A 22,064-nucleotide genomic window follows, 5' to 3' on the forward strand; every position below is an offset into this window, starting at 1 on the left:
ACCGACGACACATGGAACTATCCGGAAAAATCATACAGGCACTGGACGAGCAATCGGGTACCGGAAGAAACGGCACCTGGAGAAAACGTGACTATATCCTGGAAACCCCCGGCCAATACCCGAAAAAAGTTTGCCTAACCGTTTGGGGAGATAAGATCGATCAATTTAATATCCAGGCAGGACAGGAAATTACAGCCAGTATCGAAGTAGAAAGCCGGGAATACAACGGCCGTTGGTACACGGATGTCAAGATTTGGCGGGTAAACAATGCAGACAACGGTACAAGCGGAGGCGCCGCCGGAAACCAAAAACAAGACCTGCCCGATGTCAGTACCTTTTCTGATGAAAGTGAAGGCGATATTTTGCCATTTTAATCCTGCCAAAAAACAAGCCTTGAAGCCGGCGGCAGGTTCCTTTGCCGCAGGCCTTGCTTCAGAGGGTTTTTGCCTACATCCCGGAGAATTCCACCATTCGTTTACGAAAGACTTTTTTTGGTTGGCAGCGGGCAGAAGAAATGGGGTTGCAGGGAAGGTACATCTCCAGGAGCGTTTTGTTTTCGTTGATCGACAGTTCCGCCCGGGACTCTGGGTAAAGGTTTACCGGGCTTAACCTGTCTAACGCTCCGTACAGGAGTTGCCCCACATGGAGCCTGCGATCCGTTTCCTGCAGTAGGAGTCGACTTCCCTCCAATTGATAGGTCCCTTCCACAAAGAAGCGGTAGCCCAATAGTCGATCCAGCCCGGGTTCCCGGTACCCCATAAAACGGGTGTAGGCGCCGTTGTCAAAGAAGGTAAAGGCTTCTACCTGAACCAGGGGAAATCCAGTATGGTTGATGTCGTAGACTTCTTCCCAGGTACCTTTAAGTGTTTCAGGAAGTAGGAGCTGCTCCGTATCGGTACATCCAATAAGGGTTAAGAAAACTACGGTTAACAGATAGGAACGAAGCGATTTCATTTGCAGGGGGCGCTGCCTTCTTTATTGTTTATACGTAGTGACCCCTACAAATGTCCTGATTTCCAATCATTAATTTTTATAGCCGAAAACCATTCCTTGATTCTTCCGGAATACCTGCCCTAGTCCCGCATTTTGGACCAATAATGAAATCCAGCCCTCTTCGGAAAAGGTCTTTATTCATAAAAATGGTTGTCGATTCGGAAGGTGAAAGTACTTCGGCACGTTCCATGACAGGGTTTTCCCCATTGCCTCAAATAGGTGCTGGGAGGCCGATACCGGTATGCGATAACCGGGGCTGGCGCTTCTCCAGGTGGAAAGGCAACCTGGCAGGAACCTATCTGAACGGAAGCAAAGCGGCTAAAAAATTCGATTTTTTTTCTTACATTTAATCTCAACCCCCTAAAAATCAGCACTTATGAAATTTCTTATCCTTGTTTTCCTGGCCGTTTTCCCCTGCCTGTCCGGGCACTCGCAGGAAAGCGGTACCCAGGCTCCGATTATCTTTATTTACGATGCCAGCGGCTCCATGTGGGGCCAGCTTGCGGGAAAAACCAAAATGGAAATCGCTTCTGAGGTATTGACCAACGCCGTAAATGACCTTCCCGAAAACCAGCAAATCGGCCTGGTGGCATACGGACACCGAAATAAGGGAGATTGCAGGGATGTGGAGTTTCTGGTAGATGCGAGCGAAGGAACGAAACCGGAATTCATCGCCGCATTGCACTCGATCAAACCCTTGGGAATGACTCCGTTGGCCTATGCTGCTTCCCTGGTAATCGATCGTTTAAGGAAAGCAAAAACCAAGGCCACCGTCATCCTGGTAACCGACGGGATTGAATCCTGTGACGGCGACATTTGTAGCCTTGTAACGGAAGCCAAAAGCGAAGGGATTGATTTTCGTTTACATATCATCGGGTTTGGCCTGGTCGAAGAAGACACCGAGCCGTTGAAATGTGCTGCCAAGGCCGGTGAAGGGCGGTATTTTCCGGCATCGGATGCCGCAGACCTGGGGGCAGTCTTGAATGTGGCCACTGCCTCCACCGTTGACCAACCAAAAAATAACGTTTCGGTATCTACGCTAAAGAACGGGAAACCCATTGATGCACTGGTAGAAGCCTATGATATCGTTGCAAAGCGAGATCCCATACGTGCCCGTACCTACGGCGATATGGCCTATTTCTATTTGCCGCCGAGCACGTACAATTTTGAGGTGAGGCCGCTCGAAGGCAGTGATATGAAAACCCTCACCGTTTCCGGAATAAAAAGTAGGGAAGACAGCCTGGTGCATGAAGAAATCAGTTTTGATGGCGGTAAATTCGGGGTTTCTATCACCAATAACGGAACCTACTGGGATGCCATGGTAAAAGCGATTGATCAAACCGGACAGGTCGTCGCCTCTGTTCGAACCTATGAATCCACCAAAGAAATGGAGGTAAACCCCGGTTTGTACAAGATCACCGTTCAGGCTCTCGCCATGAACGGCTTGGATACCTATGCTGAGTTGGAAAACATTGCCATTGACGCAGGAAGCACGACGCCCGTCAGCTACGACTTTCAAACAGGAACCGCCTTTATCGATGCCCGGGTGGGAGACAAGTCCATTGATAGCATCGTAACGATCACGGAAGCCTCCTCTGGCAAAAATGTTGCCGGTGGACGCACCTACGATCGGGGCAGGGAGTTTCTACTAAACCCAGGTACATACAGGGTAAAAGTCGCTCCGATCGGCGCATACAAGGATCGGCAACCCCAGACCCTTACCCTCGAGGTGAAGCAATCGGAAAAACTAGTCGAAACCCTAACGTTCTAATCATGAAAAAGCTACTAAAACCCGCCAGTCTTCTGTTTAACATCCTTTGTTTACTGGTGTTTTTTTTAACGGGGGTGTTTTTTGCGGGATGGATCGAAGCCGGAAAAAACCAGGGATTGGCCGCCGGAGCGATTGTTTTGGGGTGGGGAGTCTTGTTTGCAGGGTTGGCCTTTATCGTCTCGTTTTTTCTCACCTACCACCTGGTTCACAAAAAGATCGTGATCGGAAACTGGGTGCTGTTGGGCTGCCTGCTTTTGGGGTACGGCATTACCTACTACCGGTACCAGCAACGACAAGAAATCCGGGAAGAGGAAAGCGGACCTTACCGGGAAAAACCTACTGTTCCTATCCAAAAGCCCGATCAGCAGGGCATGCTGATCTCGTTGGTAAGCAATATGTCGGCCAGCCATTTCCAAAATACCGATCCTGGCATGGGGTTTTTTAGCCCCAATATCTTTGACAAGCCCACTCTTTATTTCTACAACCGCCCGAATTTGGAAAAATCCATTCTAGAGCATGCCCCCCAGGATAGCGTGACCTTCATTAAAAATGAATACAACCAGTTTGAAATTGCGACAGCCCCACCCTGGCTGGTTCCGGAAATCCTGAAAATGGACTACGATATCCTTTATTTTAAAATCAAGAGTGTTACCGAAGAATTCGTGGAAGTGATTGTAAATGCACAAACCGGGCAAACCGCGTACCTGAGCAAACAGGCGGGAAAGGTGATGTACTGGCCGGAATTTTTGCTCCGGGTAAATTCGGTGGAATTGCTGCCGGATACGGGAGAAAAAGTAAAAACGCGAGCCTTACCGACCTCAAGCGACGTCCAAACCACTTACGCGTTTTTAAGGCCGGTGAAAATACAGGCAGATTGGGCTCAGGTAATCTTGCTAAACCAGGATCTTCAGGAAGTAGGCAGGGGCTGGATACGGTGGCGAAGGGAGGGTCATTTGCTCATTCGGTTTAATCTGCTCAGCTAGTATTTGCCCCCGGTTAGTGAAGTAGAAATAAAATGGATGCCGCCCCAGGGCATCCTGAATAGTTCGAATTTCCGGGGCAAAAATCGTTCTGGAATAATAAAAAATACCGACATTGGGTTTTTACGCTGGCAAGGCGGTAAAAAATTCAGGAGTAATGAATCGGAAATTGAAATGCAAGCAAGCCGGAGATTTGTACCGGGAAAGGGGTTCGAATCGTTTTCCTGGCATTATTGCAGGAAATGACCTATCAGGAAATCTCAACCAACCATCAAGTTTGGCTTTCAGATGAACCCTATTGCGGTCTGGCAGGGAACGATTATAGGGGCTTTGGGTGGTGCCAGCGCAGGACGGATGAGTCGGTTGGAGGAGGTTTCCCGTCAGGAGTACCCGAAATACCGCCCTTACAGTCGGGCAGTGAAATGGCTGCAGGAAAACGCCAACCCCAGACATCCCGGGAAGCGGCGCTCCAAGATAGGCATCGCGAGTCATACCAATTAATCAGCCGACAGGATCCGGTTGATCTGTAGGCATTCTGATAAAATACGGTTGAAAAACAAATGATGGAAATCTGTCAAAAGAACTTTGGAAACTAAAGCAAGCATGAAAATCCGATTCCTACTGGTTATTTTATTTGTATACGTTCAGGCCTTTGCGCAGGGCAGTTATTCCCATCAACCCCGCATAGAAAGCCGGGCTGTGGCCGAATTGCATGAAGGGCACCTGATCTTTAAGGATCTAAATAAAAACAATCGACTGGACCCCTATGAGGACTGGCGACTGCCGGTAGAACAGCGGATCGAAAACCTGCTGAGCCAAATGCACCTGGATGAAAAGGTAGGCATGCTACTGATCAACACCCTGAATGCCGCGCCGTATGGTCGCATGGACGAGCGGGCCGTGCAGTTCGTCGAAGATGAAAAGATGACCCGTTTTGTTTTTAGAAATGCGTTGAAAAACAATCCTGTTCGAACCGGTGGGAGCACTGGTTTTGGAGGAGCGGAGATCACTCCCTTTGAAGCTGCGCAATTTACCAATTCCATTCAGGAACTGGCTGAAAACACCAGGCTCGGCATACCCGTGGTGTTCAAATCCAATGCACGGAACCATGTAGATTTTAATGCCAGGGCCGGGATCAATGTTTCCGCAGGCGCTTTTTCGGCCTGGCCAAAGGAAAGCGGTCTGGCTGCCACCCGGGATATGAAACTGATTGCTGAATTTGCCCAAATCATGGCCAAAGAATGGACTGCCGTTGGTCTGCGTGGCATGTACGGGTACATGGCTGACCTGTCCACAGAACCCCGTTGGTACCGTGTACACGAAACGTTTACCGAGGACAGCAAGCTGGCTTCTGACATCATCACTACACTGGTCAAAAACCTTCAGGGCCCATCACTCGGTACCAACAGCGTGGCGCTGACAATCAAGCACTTTCCCGGGGGTGGTCCCCAGGAAGGGGGCGGCGATCCTCACTATGACTTCGGCAAAAACCAAGCGTATCCCGCAGGTAATTTCGATTACCACCTGGCCCCGTTTCAGGCAGCCGTGAATGCCGGAGCCTCGTCTATCATGGCCTATTATGGCATACCCGTTGGCCAGGCTTACCTGCCGAATGATGTGGGTATGGCCTTTTCCAAAGGTATCCTCACCGAGCTGCTGCGCGAAAAATTAGGTTTTAAAGGCTATATCAACTCTGACACCGGCATCATCGGCGACCGGGCATGGGGGCTTGAAGACAAGACCGTAGAGGAACAGATTCTTATAGCGATAGAAGCTGGTACAGACGTACTATCGGGCTTCAACGACAACCAGCAAATCCTGGATTTGGTCCAATCCGGTAAGCTTTCGGAAAGCCGTGTAGACCTATCCGTAAGAAGGCTTCTGAGAGAACAGTTTGAATTGGGATTGTTTGAAAATCCCTATGTGGACCCCAACCGGGCGGCTTACCTGCTAGGCAATCCTTCCCACCAAAGGAAAGCGGATATCGCCCAAAGAAAATCCATTGTCTTGCTTCAAAACAAAATGAACCTTCCCCTGGGACTGCCTGAAAAGGGAGACACGGTTTCCATTTATACCATGGGCGTGAATCACGAGGTATTCAAAGACTCCAAATGGGCAGGGATCAGGGCCTTAGCCGGTGATCAACAAGGTGAAAATGGTACACCTGCGGAAATCAGCGAGGACGCCGACTATGCCATCATCAGGGTCAATGTCAGCAACAGCGGACGGGAAAGTGGGCGGATGTTTGGCGGTGCAGATCCCCGGGAACTTGATTGGCTTGCATTTTCCGATATGGAGGGTTCCAGCTCTTGGAAAATCAGCCCTTCCTTAGCTGAGATAAAAAGCATTATGGAAAAGATGGGGCCGGAAAATACCATTTTGGCGATCGATTTCCGGCAGCCCTACGTGCTGGACGAAAACAGTGGCTTTCTCAATGCGGGGGCAATTCTGGCTACCTTTGGAGTCAGTGATGCTGCCCTGCTGGACGTCCTGACGGGAAAGTTCAAGCCGGAAGGCAAACTGCCCTTCGCCCTGGCTAATAAGCCGGAGGCGGTAGTCGATCAGGCGCCTGATGCACCCGGATACCCGCAGGAAGATACGCTGTATCCCTTTGGCTTCGGCCTGACCTACTGAACCATTTTCAAATCGCAACGTCAATCTCCTGGTAGTAGACCTGAGGGGTAACATTCACGGACCTGCGGAGCAATTGGCGGAACGCCGATAAGTAGGGGGTCGCAGGCATTTACCGACGTTTCCATGCATTCGAAACTAAAGTGAAAATTTGGCTGAAATCATGTTGGCAGGATCCCGGGAATTAGGGAAACGCTGCCACCGATCCCGACAATTAGAGCGGAGACTGCTTATGCAACGTGTTTTTTGGACGACATCGTGCCGAAGAAAGGGGATCACAGGGAGCGTACATTTCCCTTCGGCTTCCGTTTTCCTGTAACGCCAGGTCTGCCCGGGTCTCGGAGTAAGGGCTCACCGGGCTACGCTCATCCAAATTTCCATAAAAGGTACCACCCAGATGCACATGGGTATCGGGATCTCGATACCCCATCCGGCGCCCAAAGGAACCATTATCGTAGAAACCAAAACCTTCTATCCGGACGAAATGCAAGCCCTCGTTTTCCATGTCAAACCGTTCTATCCGGGTTCCCTTTAGCACCTCTGGAAGAATTGGGGCTTCCGAATCCGTGCAGGCCGAGAGGAAAAATCCCAGCAGGAAAAAAGCAACTACCGATTTCAGGGGGTTTTATGCGATATTGATCTTACCGACTGTACGAACAGATCCTCCCTTTTGTCCAGATTCAAGATGCCTGGTACCGATGTATTTTTCGCTGGTCCATCCGTATGTTTTCTTTAAACGCAGAAAATTGACCCCATTAAACACTTCCCAACACACACCGTACACGGATGCAAAAATTCTCTCGATTGAGAATCGGGACAGGTTCTGATAAGTAAAAATCAACATGGAAACAGATGAAAAAATAACAGTTCTTACCAAACCCGCTACTCTCCCAATAGCTCTCTCCAGCCCTTTTGCTCGATTTCCCGGGCGCTCGCCTCTACTTTCGTTTTCAAGGAGTTTTTGAAAGCCGCAAGGCGGTCGCCGAGCTCCCGATCGAAGGCGCCTACCATGGAAGCTGCCAGGATACCGGCATTTTTGGCTCCATTCAGCGCTACGGTGGCCACCGGTATGCCTGAGGGCATCTGCAGAATGGACAGAATACTATCCCATCCGTCGATAGAATTAGATGACCTTACGGGAACGCCGATAACCGGCAAGGTAGTCAGGGAAGCAACCATCCCCGGCAAATGGGCCGCCCCTCCTGCTCCTGCGATGATCACCTTTATCCCTCGGTCGCGGGCCGTTTCGGCATACTCGATCATTCGCCCCGGCGTTCGGTGGGCCGATACGATGGTCAGCTCGTAGGCTACGTCAATTTCTTCCAAGAATTTCGCCGCTTCTGCCATGATCGGCAAATCGGACTGAGAACCCATGATGATTCCTACCTGAACCTTACTCATGCTTTTATTTTGATTAGTTCCTTGATTCGCTGCGCTTTTTCTTTCAACCGATTTGTATCCGATTCCAACACGGTCACGTGTCCCATTTTTCTAAAAGGCTTGGTTAACTTTTTGCCATACAGGTGCAGGTATACACCTTTTTCCCGGATGGCTTCGTCCAGCCCCTCCACCAATGCGTCACCCGTATAGCCGGCCTCACCCAGCAGGTTGACCATAGCCGCTCCGCTTCGAATGCCCGTATCGCCCAAGGGCATGCCCATGACGGCCCGCAGATGTTGTTCAAACTGAGAAGTGAAATTCGCTTCAATGGTATGGTGCCCGCTATTGTGCGGCCGCGGGGCAATTTCGTTTACTAGGATTTCGCCAGATTTGGTGACAAAGAGTTCCACGGCCAGTAAACCCACCATGCCTAACTTTTCGATGACTTCCAGCGCCAATGCCTGGGCCTTCCGATCGGTTTCCGGCGAGATATTCGCTGGAGAAAACAAAAACTCTACCAGGTTGTGTACCGGATGAAAGGCACATTCCACAGAGGGGAAGGTCTTCACGTCTCCGTGTTCATTTCGGGCAACAATCACCGCCAGTTCTTTATCAAAATCCACAAATTTTTCTAACAGTCCCGGCGCATCAAAGGCTTTTCCGATGGCACCGGCATCCGGGATGGTTTGAACGCCCCGTCCATCGTAACCTTCCTTTCCCAATTTATGTACCGCCGGCAAAAAACTCAGGTGCCGCTCCACATCGGCCCTGTTTTCGGTGAGCACGAAGGGTGCGGTAGGAATACCCCGATCCAGATAAAACTGCTTTTGCGTTCGCTTGTCCTGAATCAGTTCGATGATGTGAGGTTGGGGAAAAACCTTTTTACCCTCCTGCGCCAGTTGGTACAGTGCAGCGGTGTTCACATGCTCTATTTCTATGGATATCACGTCACATGCTTTGCCAAATGCATAGACCGTATCGTAGTCCTTCAGATCTCCCTGAATAAATTTGCTGCAAAGGTGTTTACAGGGAGCCTCCGCATCCGGATCCAAAATATGCACGGTCAGGTTGTAATTGATAGCGGATTGGATGAGCATTCGCCCAAGTTGTCCGCCACCCAATATGCCTAGTACTTGTTTCTGGTAATTCGATTGCCCCATCTGCCTTAATGCTGGTTATATTCTACGCCCCAAAAATAGGGATAATTACCGAATGGAAATAAAAAAACCGAGGGTAAAGCGTGGTTTTCCCTGCCGGGCGAATTAGACAGGCCTACCGCCGATGAGGCGGAAAAGCACCGCAATTACCGCCAGGACCAATAAAATATGGATCAGTCCCCCGACGCTGTAAACAAAAGCTCCAAAAATCCATCCGACGACGAGGATGATGGCGATGACATACAATAAAGAACTCATAGTGATGTGGGTTACTATTGGTTATAAATTTTAGGTTTAAGGCACCAATAGTTGTGCCAGAATTAATTATTGGTTGTCCGGGGCTGTCTTTGACAGGCGGATACCCATGAGTTCCATGAGCTTTTGCGCATTAAAATTCGGGCAGGGACCGGGCTTGATTCGGTAGTCAAAAACTATCTCTTCCTTCCGGATGTCATGGTGAAAGCTGTAATTCACCAGGGTCGGCATTACCGCTTCCATATCGCTAAGTTCGATATCGTGTGTGGATATGATTCCTTTGGAAGAACTTGCCGCCAATTGCCGAATCAAGGCCTCGCTACCCATAATTCGATCCGCGGTATTGGTCCCTTTCAGGATTTCATCCAGCAAATAAAATAGTTTCTTTCCAGCCGCCGCTTCGTCCAACAAGCCCTTGATCCGGGCGAGTTCGGCGTAAAATGAGCTAACACTTTCACCGAGACTATCCGTATTTCGCATGCTGGTATACAGCTGAAAGGGACCACAGGTTATCGCTTCTGCACAAGGAGGAACTCCCATACCCGCCAGAACCAAATTGATGCCCACCGTGCGCATAAAGGTAGTCTTTCCCGACATATTCGATCCGGTAAGCAACACCACCTGCTGTCCCTCGCCGAAATCGAAATCATTCGCAACGCAATCTTCCGGTCTAATTAAGGGATGTTTGACTTGCTTTAGCTGCAATACTTCCCGGGTAGACCAATGCACGTCCGCACCCAAGCCCTCTTCCCGTACAAAGGCAGCCAGGGAAACCAGTGCCTCCCAGTTTTCAAACGTCTCTTCCCAATCCCTCATATGGGATCCCACCTTCTGTTGCCACCGAACCAGTCGGAACAACACAAAAAAGTCCGCCCAGAAAAAGATATTAAAAATCAGGTACATCAGATTGATGCGGTTTTCTACCAAAAATGTGAGACTTTGCAACTGCCCCAGGGCCTTGGAAGCAAGAAAACCGTGGCTCTTTACCGGTTGCTGAAAACGCAGCAGCAAAGGGTGCCGAAATTTCTGCCTTTCCAGCAGATCAGCCCAGGCTTGTAATGTTTTCAAATCATTGTCATTCGGAAGGACTTTCATGGCTTCCATCAATGGCCGGAATACGGCTCCCAATAAAAGCAAACCCAGTCCGATAAATAAACTTAGGTAGGCACTGGAAATCCAGCCAAATAAAACCCCTATCAGGACCGCGAGCCCCATGATCGGTCCAATCCAAAGCGGCAACAGGAAAAAGGTTTTCCAATAGATCGGCTTTTGTAACCAGGCGTAAAAGCCCGCCTTGGTTTTTTCCTGTTTTAAAAATGCTTTGCCCAGTCCTTCAAACGTGGTCAAAAAATCCGCGTTCTCGCTGAGTTCGAGCAAGGCTTCCCGTTTCTCCTTTGCTTCAGCCGGAGATAGCGGGTACTTCATCCAATGAGCCAATCGGTTTCGTCCCCCCTGGCTGACCGTGTGATTGAGCAGCTGAAACAGCGAGTGGTTTCCAAATAGATCCAGATCGCTGGAATACGGGTGCCGGGCGTCAACAAAGTCGGCCCCGGTATCAAATCCTGCAAATTTTCGTTCTTTGCGCATTTGGCGAAATCCATTCATCTCCAGCACCGCCTGGTAAAAACGCTCTAGATCCTTCTGCTTATTGAACCGAAGAATCAATGCCACAAACAAGGCACTTAAAGGTAAAAACAGCAGGGCGATCCAGTTTGATTCGGAAATTCCGACGACCAGCACGGTAGCTATCGCAAAGAAAAGTACCAATCTCCCAAAGGAAAGAAGCAATGCTTTTTCCCGGGCACCTTCAAGTGACTTCTCCGGCTCCCTTAAATCAAAATTGGTTTTCATGGATGAATCGAATGTAACGAGTGAAAGGCCAAAGATAAAAAGAATTTTGACCCCGCCGCGCCAGGACCGACCCTATGCCCTCGAAACGACAAAAAGCAGTGTCATCCCGGGCAGTGGAACAAGACCCAAACCCCTACTTGCCGGTCCCAAGCGGCGGAAAATCAGCCGGTCCGAAAAGAAACACGCGGAACGTATTGAGTAGAAAATTATACTTATCTCAGATTGAATTTTATTTTTACCGGCAAAAAGCGGCCACTTAAAACGTAGTGCATTTTCTTCCTGATTTCAAATTCATTTTTTTGAACGGAAAGCACAATTTTTAGCGCACATCGGCAGCTATACCCTGATTTTTGTTTTTCAAAATCAATTATATGCTTTGTTAATTTTTAAAGGAAGAAAGTTGGAAATTTTTTGGTTTAAAACATTTTTCAATAGTACATTTCGTTCATAAACAAAAGATCATTGAAGTACGATTGCCATGGGAGCTCCGGGATTTACGTTGGTTAGGTGGATTGTATTGGCCCTCCCGTTCCTGTTTCTTTCTTGTCAGTCCGTAGAGGAAGCGGAATGGGACAGTTTACCGGGTATGGTGTCTTCAGAGGAGATGGCAAACACGATGGGCTTGTTGGAGGAGTTGGACCTGCTGGTGTTTTCTGCCATGACGCAGCAAAATTTAATGCAGGAAAGGATTGCTCCCATGCTGAATCTGTCCGATTGTCCGGGCTCGGTTATCGTCCGAGACGAGAAAAACCGCAGGATGACGATAGATTTCGGCACTGGCTGCGTAAGCGAAAGAGGTATTGAGAAAAAAGGAATCGTCACTATCGCTTACACCGATTCGTTTTTGGCAAAAGGAAGCACCGCCAGCATCGGGTTTGAAAACTTTTCCCTGAATGGGCAATCATTGAAAGGGACGAGAATACTGGAAAATCTAGGATTTCAGTACGAAAACAAGAGCATCCGTTTTTCGTCCGTGAGTAGCGATTTTCAAATAACTTCGTTAAAAGGAGTTACCTACATGCTGGATCATGTGCATATCAAGGATTTGAAACTATCGACAGAAGAAAGGGGATTTCGGATTTACCTTGAGGGATACGGAACCATCGCAACCGATTTGGATGACGAAAAAACATTCTTTGAAATAATTAGCCCGGTGGTGTATTTGCAGGAATGCATGTCTGCCGGAAGTTCTATCCCTTCTCAGGGTAGTTTGCAGCTAAAAGGAAGGGGAAATCAACAAGTGCTGTTCACGTTCAATTCAGAAGATTGTGGTGGCAGCCGTTGAATAAAGAGTATATTTTTTTGAAGATTAATTACGAGTGGGACGGAAGTGAAGTTGGTTAATTTTGGTAGTTGGTTAATTTTTTAGTGTAGGGTTTACCCGGAGCCTCTTAACTTGGTAGTGTCAGAGGCTCCGGCTTTTTTACCCTTTTATTTCTGGCTTTCCCTCAGGAAAAAAGTGGTGCACGTCTCGCTGCGGGAAGGGAATTTCGATGGCGTTCGCCTCCAGTGATTCTTTTAGCGCTTCCATGCTATCCCAAAAAACGGGCCATAGGTCATCGGCATTGGCCCAACAACGAACCGTCAGGTCCAGGGAATTATCTCCAAAATTTGTAAAGTAAACCGCTGGCGCGGGATCGGCGTGTATGCGTTCGTCTTTTTTCAGGGTATCCAGGATGACTTGTCTCGTTTTTTTCAAATCGGTACCATAGGCCACCCCCACCGACATGTCAATACGGCGGGTCGGTTTGACAGAAAAGTTCACGATGCTGTTGTTTGCGAGTGCGCCGTTGGGAATAGTGACGACTTTGTTGTCAAAATTTCGAACCGTGGTGTAGAGGATGGCAATGGTTTCGACCGAACCCAGGGTCCCCTGTGCTTCGATGGTATCTCCTACTTTAAAGGGCTTAAAGATCAGGATAAGGATACCCCCGGCAAAGTTGGCCAGGGAGCCCTGAAGTGCCAGACCTATGGCCAAACCCGCAGCACCCAACACGGCAATAAAGGCGGTTACCTCCACACCTACCGTGGATAAAATTGCAAGAATCAGGACAATGTATAACAAGCCCTTCAAAAAGCTTTTCAAGAACGAAGCAAGGGACGGTTCCACCTCGTACTTGACAAAAATCTTATCGGTTGCCCGTAAGGTAAAGTGAATAACCCATTTACCGATAAAATAAACAACTAATGCAATGAGAATACTCTTTGCGGCGGTCAACAAAAGGGGGGCCACATTTGCGGCCATGCCTTCAAAGTCCAGGTTTTCCAATTCCATGTTTGATTAGATTTTAGCGTTAAAATTATCTCAAATTAGAATTATTTTTTCAAAACCAACAAATAACCTGCCATCTGAATGCCCAATGCCACGAAATTTTATAGGTAGTAATTCCCGCCGCTCGTAATATCCGCTCCCAATCCGTTCTTCTGAACGCGCGTAAAACCGAAAGTGGCGCATCGTTTTTCACCATGCGGGAGCGGGAAAAAGCAGCTGTCAGTCCTTTGATGCTGTAGTAGGCCAGAAAATGCCGGTGCAGGTCGTTTATCACCATACCGACCCGGGTGTGTTCCTTGAGATTACACAGCATCCGGATCAGTTCTTCGTCGGTAAAATGGTGGGTAAACAAGGTGCAGGTTTGAATATCCACCGGTCGGTCCAAAAACTGCGTATCAAACACGTTCCCCACCCTGAATCCGATCTCGGGGTACTTCGATTGTATGGTCTCCCGGGCCAACGCGATGATGTGAGGATTGGCATCAATGCCGGTTATTTCGAGGGAATACCGGTGGCGATCCCCCCATTTCTTTAGAACCAATGCCATGTCTCCCCTCCCGCAGCCCAAATCCGCAATTCGGTGGGTCGTTTGCCTGTTTTTACCAATCAGGTAGCGTATTCCGGAGGTCGTCACTCGATTCCCCCCCAACAGCCAGTTAATGGTACGGAGTTCGGCCAAGGTTTGCTCGAGCTCCTTGCCGCTGCAATGCAGATCGTCCATCAATTCCTTCGTATAACTTCGGTTCGCAAACTTGCTCATGTTTTCCGAAGCAATAAGGTTTCCAGGGTGAGTCCGGGACCAAAACCCATGGCCAATACCTCTCCCTGCATGCCCGGGTCTTCCAGGATAGCCGCGAGAACAAAAAGAATGGTTACCGAGGACATGTTCCCGAATTTTTCGAGAATTCGGTGGGCGTGTCCATTTTGTACCTGTTCGATACCAAAGGCTGATTCAATTTTTTTCAGGATCTGTTTACCTCCCGGATGAATCGCGAATTGATTGATCTGCGCGATATCGAACTTGCTTTGAAGGTTTTTTCGTAATTCATGGATGCCTCGATTCAATAAATCTGGAATGTATTTGCTTAGCTTCATTTCGAAACCAAAATCACCGATGGTCCATGCCATATCGGTTTCTCCTTCGATAAGAATATTGCTCTGGTAGTTGAGGATACCCAATCCACGTTCTGCGTTTTTAACCATAACGGCGGCAGCTCCATCCCCAAAGAGTGCATTTGCGATTACGTTGTCCTCGCTGTACTCTTTTTGAAAGTGAATGGTGCAGAGCTCCACGCCCACAATCAGTACCCGGGCCTTGGGTTCACTTCGGCAAATCCTGTCTGCCAGTTTAATCCCGTTAAAAGCAGCATAACAGCCCATGAAATGAATGGCGTAGCGCTCGATTGTATTGGGAAACCCAATGGTCTGAATGATGTCCATTTCCACGCCGGGTGCGTACATGCCCGTACAGGAAACCAGGATCAGATGGGTCACCTCCGAAGGCTGCATGTTTGCCCCCTGCAGACATTGTCGAATGGCTGTTTGCGCCAAGCCAGGGGCTACACTCCGAAATACCTCCATTCTCTTGGCCGTACCTGGAAAAGGCTCCAGGCGTTTATTATTGGGGAAAAAATCAAACTTATCGGGATCGTCGAAGTTGAAATCGTTTAGGGCACTGTATCGCTCCAGAATCCCCGATTTGCGGTAAATAAAACCCAATTTTCTGCTCTCCAGAGGGTCCAACCCATGCGCCAGTTGCATGAAGCGACTGATTTTGTCCTGTGGGATGGGTTCTCCCGGGTTAGCCAGCCCAATGCTGACGATTTGGCTATTCATGGATTTTATTTTAGCTTATTTTTATTGTAATTTTCAAGATAAGTAAAAAACAGTTGCCGTGACGAAAAGTTATCAAGCTTTCTAACTATGTTCAAGAAATCAAGTTGGGAACACCTGCGAATTCCCTTTTCCTACTACCTGATGCCGGTCTATTTTTTTGCCCTCGCCACGCTGCCAGAGGTCCATGCCTTTCGTGCGGTTATCGTTTGGATGGTTCTCCACCTATTTTTATACCCCTCAAGCAATGGGTACAACAGTTATTTTGACAAAGATGAAAAGAGCATCGGAGGCTTAAAAAACCCGAAAAAAGTAAGTCTGGACCTGTATTACTTATCCCTCTTGTTTTTCGTAATTGCGCTGGGGCTTGCCTTATACCTTGGCACGGCCTTCTTCTGGATGGTCCTGGTCTACGGATTGGTTTCCATGGCCTACAGTCATCCATCCATCCGGCTAAAAAAATACCCCTACATCAGTTGGCTTACAGCCGGGTTTTTTCAGGGAGCCTTCACTTTTTGGATGTGCATAGAAGGCCTGGCCGATTCGCCGGCTATCTGGCCGCTTCCCGAAAGCCTCTGGATGCCGGCAACCCTGACCAGTGTGTTACTTCTGGGCTCCTACCCGCTTACACAAATTTACCAACACGAGGAAGATGAAAAACGCGGCGATCAGACACTCAGTCTCAAGCTGGGCCTATCGGGCACCTTCGGGTTTTCGTCGATCTGGCTGCTGCTAGGTGGCCTTGCCTTTGCTGCCTACTTCTACTACACAAATCAGCCCTGGGCGATTTGGATTTTCCTACTTGCCATGCTTCCGGTGGTCCTCTATTTTTCTATTTGGTTTTTTTTGGCTCAAAAAAACCCCACCACCTATGTGTCTCATGGCATGAGTATGTGGATGAACAAAATCTCCGCGACCGCACTGAATGCATTTTTCATTTACCTGCTCTGGCAATCGCCGCCGCTGCTGTCCTGACCTCGATTGAGATCTGGAAGCAAACGCCAAAAAACGTTGTTTCGGAAAAAGGTAGCCCTTCCTACAGTTTCTGGCGCCAGGATACCCTTCAACTACAATTTTGATGAAGGAAGCTGCCAAAAAAAAGATATTCTTTATATTGCTGCAAAATTAACATTCAGGTATGTATAGCAACACGATTACGAAGGGCTTTCTGGCCCTTTTTATTGCCATGATTTTCCTGGGTGCCTGTTCCACAAGATCCGGCGAGCCCAGAGTATTGGTTTTTGCGAAAACCGAAGGATATTACCACGAGTCCATCCCCGAGGGATTGCAGGCACTTATGAAACTGGGACAAGAGAACGGCTTTTTGGTGGACACCACCACCCAGGCAGCGCTTTTCACGGAGGAAATTCTCAAGGAATACAGTGCAGTCGTTTTTCTAAGCACTACCGGGGATGTACTCAATCATTTTCAGGAAGCAGATTTTGAACGCTACATACAAGCAGGTGGAGGCTTTGTGGGCATCCATGCGGCGGCGGATACCGAATACGATTGGGCCTGGTATGGGAAAATGACCGGCGGCTATTTTTCCGACCATCCGGGCATCAACGACCCGCACCCCAACGTCCAGGAAGGCAAGCTGGATGTGGTAGATAAATCCCATGAAAGCACCTCCTTCCTACCGGACCAGTGGATCCGAACAGACGAATGGTACAGCTACAAAAATTGGAACCCGGACGTACGTGTGCTGATGACCCTGGATGAAAGCAGCTACGAAGGGGGAGAAGATATGGGCGAGCACCCCATCGCCTGGTACCACGAATACGACGGAGGCAGGGCCTTTTACACCGGTGGTGGGCATACCAAAGAATCCTTTCGGGAAGAACTCTTCCTGCGGCACCTGGCAGAGGGCATTCGCTATGCCATCGGCAGGAATAAAAAACTAGACTATTCCCGGGCGAGTAGCAAACGGGTTCCGGAGGCCGATCGCTTTGAAAAAGTCAACCTGGTAAAAGGAGAATTTACCGAACCTACTGAGATGGCCATTCTGCCCAATCTGGACATCTTGGTTTCCCAACGCAGGGGAGAAATCATGCTCTACAAAAATGGGGATTCCACCACCAGCCAGGTGGCTCACCTGGACGTCTACTGGAAAACGGATGTGCCGAGAGTAAATGCAGAAGAGGGCCTGATGGGTATCAAAGCAGACCCAAACTATGAAAATAACCACTGGGTATATGTTTTTTATAGTCCCACGGACAAATCAGTGAACCGACTGTCTCGCTTTAAGTTTGAATCCGATGAATGGAAAATGGATTCCGAGCAGGTGATCCTCGAATTCTATTCCCAGCGGGACATTTGTTGCCATACGGGAGGATCCATTGCCTTCGATAGCGAAGGACTTCTCTACGTATCGGCCGGAGATAATTCCACGCCCTTTAACCAACCCAACCAGGCGTATACCCTGAAAGGCTACGCCCCACTGGACGACCGACCGGGTTTTGAACAATACGATGCAGCGAGGTCCTCTGGGAACACCAACGACCTTCGCGGAAAAATCATCCGCATAAAAGTGAATGAAGACGGTTCTTACAGCATCCCTGAGGGTAATTTGTATCCGGAAGGAACCGCAGGAACCAGACCCGAAATCTATGTACAGGGCAACAGAAACCCTTACCGAATCAGTGTGGACCAAAAAACCGGCTACCTGTATTGGGGCGAGGTGGGACCCGATGCCCGGGCAGACAGCCTGGGGGTGCGTGGTCCCAAGGGTTATGACGAGGTAAACCAGGCAAAAGAAGCAGGTTTTTTTGGTTGGCCTTTCTTTGTCGGAAACAATTACCCCTACAATGCCTACGATTTTGACGCCGGAAAATCTGGAATACAGTTTGATCCGCTCAAGCCTGTGAACATTTCGCGCAACAATACGGGATTGAACGAATTACCTCCCGCCCAACCGGCATTTATCTACTATCCCTACATCGAATCGCCGGAATTCCCGCAGGTCGGAACCGGCGGTAGAAACGCCATGGCTGGCCCGGTGTATTACTCGGACTTGTTCCCCAATGGGGGCGGGTTACCTGATTATTACGATGGCAAGCTATTTATTTACGACTGGATTCGTGGCTGGATCAAGGCAGTCACCATGGATGAAAACGGGGACTATGTCAAAATGGAGCCGTTCATGGAGGAGGTGCGACAAAATGCACTCATCGACCTGGAATTGGGCCCCGACGGAAAGTTGTACCTGCTGGAATACGGCAATGGCTGGTTCAGCGCCAATGAAGACGCAGCCCTTTCCGTCATAAATTACAACCCAGGCAACCGCGCACCAGTGGTTACCGGGATTACCTCGGATAAAACGTCGGGAACCCTACCCTTACAGGTTCAGCTGGCCGTTACTGCCAGTGATCCGGAAAAAGATGCCCTAACCTATACCTGGGATCTCGGAAACGGAGAATCCATCGAAACCACCGCACCGACATTGACCTATACCTACGAATCGATTGGCGACTACGATATCTCGGTAACGGTCCGGGATAGCGAGAAAGAAGCTGCCAAAAGCTCGGTATTGAACGTGTATGCAGGAAACGTAGCGCCCGAAGTACACATTCAGTTTGCCGGCAATTCCTCCTTTTATTTCCCGGGAAAACCCGTTGCCTATGAGGTGATCGTGCTCGATCCGGATGATCCCGAAGCCGGCAATGACCTTTCCAACCTCTACGTTTCAGCGGATTATATCGAGGGATTTGATCAGGCGGAGGCCGCTATGGGGCATCAGATCATGTCGGAAGCCATGGCAGGAAAAAGTATCATGGAATCGCTGACCTGCAAAACCTGTCATCAGGTAGACGCGGTCTCTGTGGGTCCGGCATACACCGCAGTTGCCAAAAAATATGCCGACGATCCAGAGGCAGCGGATCACCTGATCAATAAGATCATTAAAGGCGGGTCCGGCGTCTGGGGAGAAACCATGATGCCAGCCAATCCTTCGTTAAAAGAAGGCGATGCCCGGAAAATTGTTGCCTGGGTGCTTTCGCTTGAGGAATTGGAAAGTCTGGAAACCAGCCTTCCACCCTCCGGAAGGCTGGATCCGCTTCAGGGAAAAGCACTATCCAACGATGGTGTCATGATCCTGAATGCCAGTTTCACGGACCGTGGAGGCGAAAATACCAAACCACTGAGTAGTGCTACTACCGCCTATTTGCGGAACAGCAAGATCGGCTTTGACGAATGGAGCGAAAGCTCCGGGTTCGATTTGGTAGATTTTGAAGGGCAGAAAATCCTGGTTGCCCCCACGGAGCGGGGATACCTGTCCCTGAAAAACATTGACCTTGCCGGATTGAAAGGCATTGATTTTACGGCCGGTTCTCAAAATCCGTTCGCATTCGGTTACCAGATAGAAGCCCGGGTGGGAGCTCCGGACGGCCCACGAATCGGCCAGTCGGTACTTCGTAAAAAACCCGGACAAGGTAGAAGCGGATACGACTTCCTGCTATCGTTTGAAAACGTACCGGAGGAGGGAATGCAAGACCTGTACCTTGTCATAGAACCCTTGAATCAAGCAGAAAAGGTAAACCTCGCTTTCCTATCCATAGAGATGGTCCCAGACTAAGGAAAACCGCTGAATTGCTCGGTCAGAAATAAAAACCCGGTTCCCCGGGATTCAACCACCCGGTGTCCTTGGATACCGGGTGGTTTTTTTTGCCACTTGCCCCAGGGGAACTCAGGCCCCACTGCATCCGGATATACTACCCGGGCAGGTTTCCGGCAGGCAAAGCTGCTGCTGTTTCAGATTCAGCTGACCCGGGTACTGCCGACAGCGTTCCGGCCGCAGGAAGTCAATTCAATTTTCCAAGCAGAAAATGAACACCGACGCCAACCTCCACTCCGTGGGTGCGGTCCTTAAACAGGCCCGTTCGGGATACCGGGAGCCAGTATTGGCTCCGCAAAAACAGTTTCCAACGCCTGGCTACCCGATAATTGGTTCCAATACCCATTCGTACATGACTGATCGTAAACTGGCGAAGGGGATCGGAGGCATACCGGTATTCCAGCTCTGAATTATTTTCATATTCGTAGATAATGTCCTGTCGGGACAGGTAGTTACCCACTATCCCAAAACCGCTTTCAAAACTCACTCCCGCAAAGCTAGGACTTCGCCAGCGCAGTTCCAGCGGAAAAAACCACTGCCGATTGGTCAGGTAGATTTCGTCCAGGCTGCTAATATCCTGCGGCACTTCGGGCAGTCCATCCACCAATGCCGGATCCAGCGCCATGATTTCCTCATCGTCCAACTCTCCTTCTACCTGATTTCGTATGGCCCCAAGGTACAGCCCCCATCCATTGTCCCATTCCACGCCCAGGTGAACCCCCTGCTGATTAGGCGTATAGTACTCAATCAACCGACTGATCGGAAAAAGCAAGGATGTACCGGCCTCCAGACGAAGTGTAGCCTTGCTTTTTTCGGGAACCGGCGTTTGGTTTAGGTTGCTGGTATCTCCCACCACCAGTTCCTTGTCTGTGCGCATCACAAATTCTTCCGGCGCGACCGGTGCAGGGGCGGCCAGGGACTTTCGCTTGGGTTGATTGTCCGCGGACTGTGCCAAAATGGACCCGGTATCCGGATCCGGCCCACCTGAAACGAGGGAATCGTTCCGCACACCTAACTGCTCAGCGGTTCTGTTGGAGAAGGAACCGTTCGGGGTATCCGCTAGCCTTGATTCCGTACCGAGATCTGCCGGTTTGTCTGCTCTGAATACCGGTTGACCCGGGCCGGTAGACCGGTCAACGCTCGTTGCATCTAACAAGCCCTGCGATTCGGAGATATTTTCCCCGGAACCGATGAGGGGATTGCCCGCCGGATAGCCAGGGCCAGTCTCCTGCTGCGTATAACTAGTTCGGTATAAGTAAACGGTATCGATCAGGTACACGGTGTCCCGGAGGTATACCGTATCCACTACCGCCGTTACTTCCTTTTGATACCGTGAGTCGGGAAGTAGGTTTTCGTCCCTTGGTGCATACCACCAAAGGCCAGCCAGAAAAAGAACCGATAGATACAGGTAGGGAAATAACCAATGCTTCCAGAAAGGAGCGCTCGGCTGGTGCAGCAGCGGGGCAAATTTTTCCCAGGCCTCCTCGTCTTCCGGGGAGGAAAGCCCTTCGAGCTTGTCCCTGATTTTCTTTTCAAATGGATCTTGCTTAGCCATGATTGATTTGCTTTTCGAGGTGGAGAGCGGCCAACGCCTTTTGCATGCTTGCCTTGGCTTTTGCGTAATTGGATTTGGAGGTCCCTTCTGAAATACCCAATTGTTCGGCGATTTCCCGGTGCGTGTACCCTTCTACCGCATACAGGGAAAATACCGTGCGGTAGGCGGGAGAGAGGTTCTGTACCAGGGCAAGGATTTCCTCGGCGCTGATTTTATCCAGTAGGTCATCGTCAAATGAAGAGGAAAGCGGTGCCTCTTCGTAGCTTCGGTGCCGATCTTCGTACCGCTTCTTACGGCGGAAATGATCAATGGCCGAATGGACCATGATGCGGCGGACCCAGCCACCAAAACTCAAATCCGGGCTGTAGGTCTCAAGTTGCCGAAATACTTTCAGCATGCCCTCATTAACTACCACCCGTGCCTCGTCCAGGTCCGTCGTGTACCGACGAGACACATTTAAGGCCAGGGGATAAGCCATTTTGAATAAGCGCTCCTCTGCTTTCCGATTATTCTTGCGACAGAGACGAATCAGCTCCTGGAGTTCCTTGGAATCGGGTAAGTTCATCTTGAATACATCACGTTGAAAACGCCCAAAACGGTTGCCTCACTCAAAAAAATTCTTGCTCCAGGCAACGGATTGCTAGATATATAGCGTAATACGGGGGAAAGATAAAAAAACGATCGCATTCACTGACCAAAAAATCTTTGTTTTTTCTTAACAAGTAGCGCTTTGGGTAACCGCTCGCTTACAACATTGAAGGAACCGCTAGTTTG

Annotated in this window: 19 protein-coding genes; 8 read left to right on the forward strand and 11 right to left on the reverse strand. The window is 49.5% G+C overall.

Translation table 11 applies throughout. From position 1 onward, the window contains the following. Positions 1-11 precede the first annotated feature (11 nt). Complete coding sequence (locus ABWH99_RS01335; protein ID WP_375584516.1) at positions 12-374, forward strand: DUF3127 domain-containing protein; 363 nt, start codon at positions 12-14, stop codon at positions 372-374. A gap of 73 nt (positions 375-447) precedes the next feature. Here the strand turns inward: ABWH99_RS01335 and ABWH99_RS01340 are convergent, their stop codons facing one another. Next, a complete protein-coding gene (locus ABWH99_RS01340) occupies positions 448-954 on the reverse strand; it encodes a hypothetical protein (RefSeq protein ID WP_375584517.1) in 507 nt (168 codons plus the stop codon). Between the two features lie 415 nt (positions 955-1,369). Between ABWH99_RS01340 and ABWH99_RS01345 the strand changes: the two genes are divergently transcribed. The 4 genes from ABWH99_RS01345 to ABWH99_RS01360 all read left to right on the forward strand — a co-directional run bounded on the left by ABWH99_RS01345 (position 1,370) and on the right by ABWH99_RS01360 (position 6,378). Then, positions 1,370-2,764, forward strand: a complete 1,395-nt coding sequence (locus ABWH99_RS01345) for a VWA domain-containing protein (RefSeq protein WP_375584518.1) — start codon at positions 1,370-1,372, stop codon at positions 2,762-2,764. 2 nt (positions 2,765-2,766) lie between these two features. Continuing rightward, positions 2,767-3,747, forward strand: coding sequence for a hypothetical protein (locus tag ABWH99_RS01350; protein ID WP_375584519.1), 981 nt, complete (start codon positions 2,767-2,769; stop codon positions 3,745-3,747). Between the two features lie 285 nt (positions 3,748-4,032). Then, positions 4,033-4,245, forward strand: coding sequence for a hypothetical protein (locus tag ABWH99_RS01355; RefSeq protein WP_375584520.1), 213 nt, complete (start codon positions 4,033-4,035; stop codon positions 4,243-4,245). 102 nt (positions 4,246-4,347) lie between these two features. Then, a complete protein-coding gene (locus ABWH99_RS01360) occupies positions 4,348-6,378 on the forward strand; it encodes a glycoside hydrolase family 3 N-terminal domain-containing protein (RefSeq protein WP_375584521.1) in 2,031 nt (676 codons plus the stop codon). Positions 6,379-6,589: 211 nt separating this feature from the next. On the opposite strand, the gene ABWH99_RS01365 is transcribed toward ABWH99_RS01360, so the two are convergent. From ABWH99_RS01365 to ABWH99_RS01385, 5 genes are all read right to left on the reverse strand, one after another. Continuing rightward, positions 6,590-6,913 (reverse strand): hypothetical protein, encoded by a 324-nt coding sequence (locus ABWH99_RS01365; protein WP_375584522.1) that lies wholly within the window; start codon positions 6,911-6,913, stop codon positions 6,590-6,592. Positions 6,914-7,257: 344 nt separating this feature from the next. After that, positions 7,258-7,776: a 5-(carboxyamino)imidazole ribonucleotide mutase gene (gene purE / locus ABWH99_RS01370; RefSeq protein WP_375584523.1), complete on the reverse strand. Its 519-nt coding sequence runs from the start codon at positions 7,774-7,776 to the stop codon at positions 7,258-7,260. Next, complete coding sequence (locus ABWH99_RS01375; RefSeq protein ID WP_375584524.1) at positions 7,773-8,915, reverse strand: 5-(carboxyamino)imidazole ribonucleotide synthase; 1,143 nt, start codon at positions 8,913-8,915, stop codon at positions 7,773-7,775. Before ABWH99_RS01375 ends, purE begins: the two co-directional genes overlap by 4 nt. Before the next feature lie 102 nt (positions 8,916-9,017). Further along, the gene (locus ABWH99_RS01380) at positions 9,018-9,170 is read right to left on the reverse strand and encodes a lmo0937 family membrane protein (RefSeq protein WP_375584525.1); all 153 of its coding nucleotides are present in this window, start codon (positions 9,168-9,170) and stop codon (positions 9,018-9,020) included. A 66-nt stretch (positions 9,171-9,236) separates the two neighbouring features. After that, complete coding sequence (locus ABWH99_RS01385) at positions 9,237-11,018, reverse strand: MutS family DNA mismatch repair protein (RefSeq protein WP_375584526.1); 1,782 nt, start codon at positions 11,016-11,018, stop codon at positions 9,237-9,239. Between the two features lie 478 nt (positions 11,019-11,496). Between ABWH99_RS01385 and ABWH99_RS01390 the strand changes: the two genes are divergently transcribed. Continuing rightward, the gene (locus tag ABWH99_RS01390) at positions 11,497-12,303 is read left to right on the forward strand and encodes a hypothetical protein (protein WP_375584527.1); all 807 of its coding nucleotides are present in this window, start codon (positions 11,497-11,499) and stop codon (positions 12,301-12,303) included. A gap of 138 nt (positions 12,304-12,441) precedes the next feature. Here the strand turns inward: ABWH99_RS01390 and ABWH99_RS01395 are convergent, their stop codons facing one another. From ABWH99_RS01395 to ABWH99_RS01405, 3 genes are read right to left on the reverse strand one after another with little or no spacing between them, the layout of a single operon-like run. Next, complete coding sequence (locus ABWH99_RS01395) at positions 12,442-13,293, reverse strand: mechanosensitive ion channel family protein (RefSeq protein WP_375584528.1); 852 nt, start codon at positions 13,291-13,293, stop codon at positions 12,442-12,444. 49 nt (positions 13,294-13,342) lie between these two features. After that, positions 13,343-14,050: a methyltransferase domain-containing protein gene (locus ABWH99_RS01400; RefSeq protein ID WP_375584529.1), complete on the reverse strand. Its 708-nt coding sequence runs from the start codon at positions 14,048-14,050 to the stop codon at positions 13,343-13,345. Further along, positions 14,047-15,126 carry a type III polyketide synthase gene (locus ABWH99_RS01405; protein WP_375584530.1) on the reverse strand — a complete coding sequence of 360 codons (1,080 nt, stop codon included), beginning with the start codon at positions 15,124-15,126 and terminating at the stop codon, positions 14,047-14,049. Before ABWH99_RS01405 ends, ABWH99_RS01400 begins: the two co-directional genes overlap by 4 nt. An 87-nt stretch (positions 15,127-15,213) precedes the next feature. Here ABWH99_RS01405 and ABWH99_RS01410 point away from each other — a divergent pair, with 87 nt between their 5' ends. Both ABWH99_RS01410 and ABWH99_RS01415 read left to right on the forward strand, forming a co-directional pair. Further along, positions 15,214-16,098 carry a UbiA family prenyltransferase gene (locus ABWH99_RS01410; RefSeq protein WP_375584531.1) on the forward strand — a complete coding sequence of 295 codons (885 nt, stop codon included), beginning with the start codon at positions 15,214-15,216 and terminating at the stop codon, positions 16,096-16,098. A gap of 163 nt (positions 16,099-16,261) precedes the next feature. Next, positions 16,262-19,696: a ThuA domain-containing protein gene (locus tag ABWH99_RS01415; RefSeq protein ID WP_375584532.1), complete on the forward strand. Its 3,435-nt coding sequence runs from the start codon at positions 16,262-16,264 to the stop codon at positions 19,694-19,696. Positions 19,697-19,922: 226 nt separating this feature from the next. Here the strand turns inward: ABWH99_RS01415 and ABWH99_RS01420 are convergent, their stop codons facing one another. Both ABWH99_RS01420 and ABWH99_RS01425 read right to left on the reverse strand, forming a co-directional pair. Then, on the reverse strand, positions 19,923-21,290 hold the full coding sequence (locus ABWH99_RS01420) for a hypothetical protein (protein WP_375584533.1): 1,368 nt from the start codon (positions 21,288-21,290) through the stop codon (positions 19,923-19,925). After that, positions 21,283-21,855, reverse strand: a complete 573-nt coding sequence (locus tag ABWH99_RS01425; protein WP_375584534.1) for an RNA polymerase sigma factor — start codon at positions 21,853-21,855, stop codon at positions 21,283-21,285. Before ABWH99_RS01425 ends, ABWH99_RS01420 begins: the two co-directional genes overlap by 8 nt. Positions 21,856-22,064: the final 209 nt, after the last annotated feature.

This window comes from Cyclobacterium xiamenense (genome assembly GCF_042140265.1).
In the GTDB taxonomy this organism is placed as follows: Bacteria; Bacteroidota; Bacteroidia; order Cytophagales; family Cyclobacteriaceae; genus Cyclobacterium; species Cyclobacterium xiamenense_A.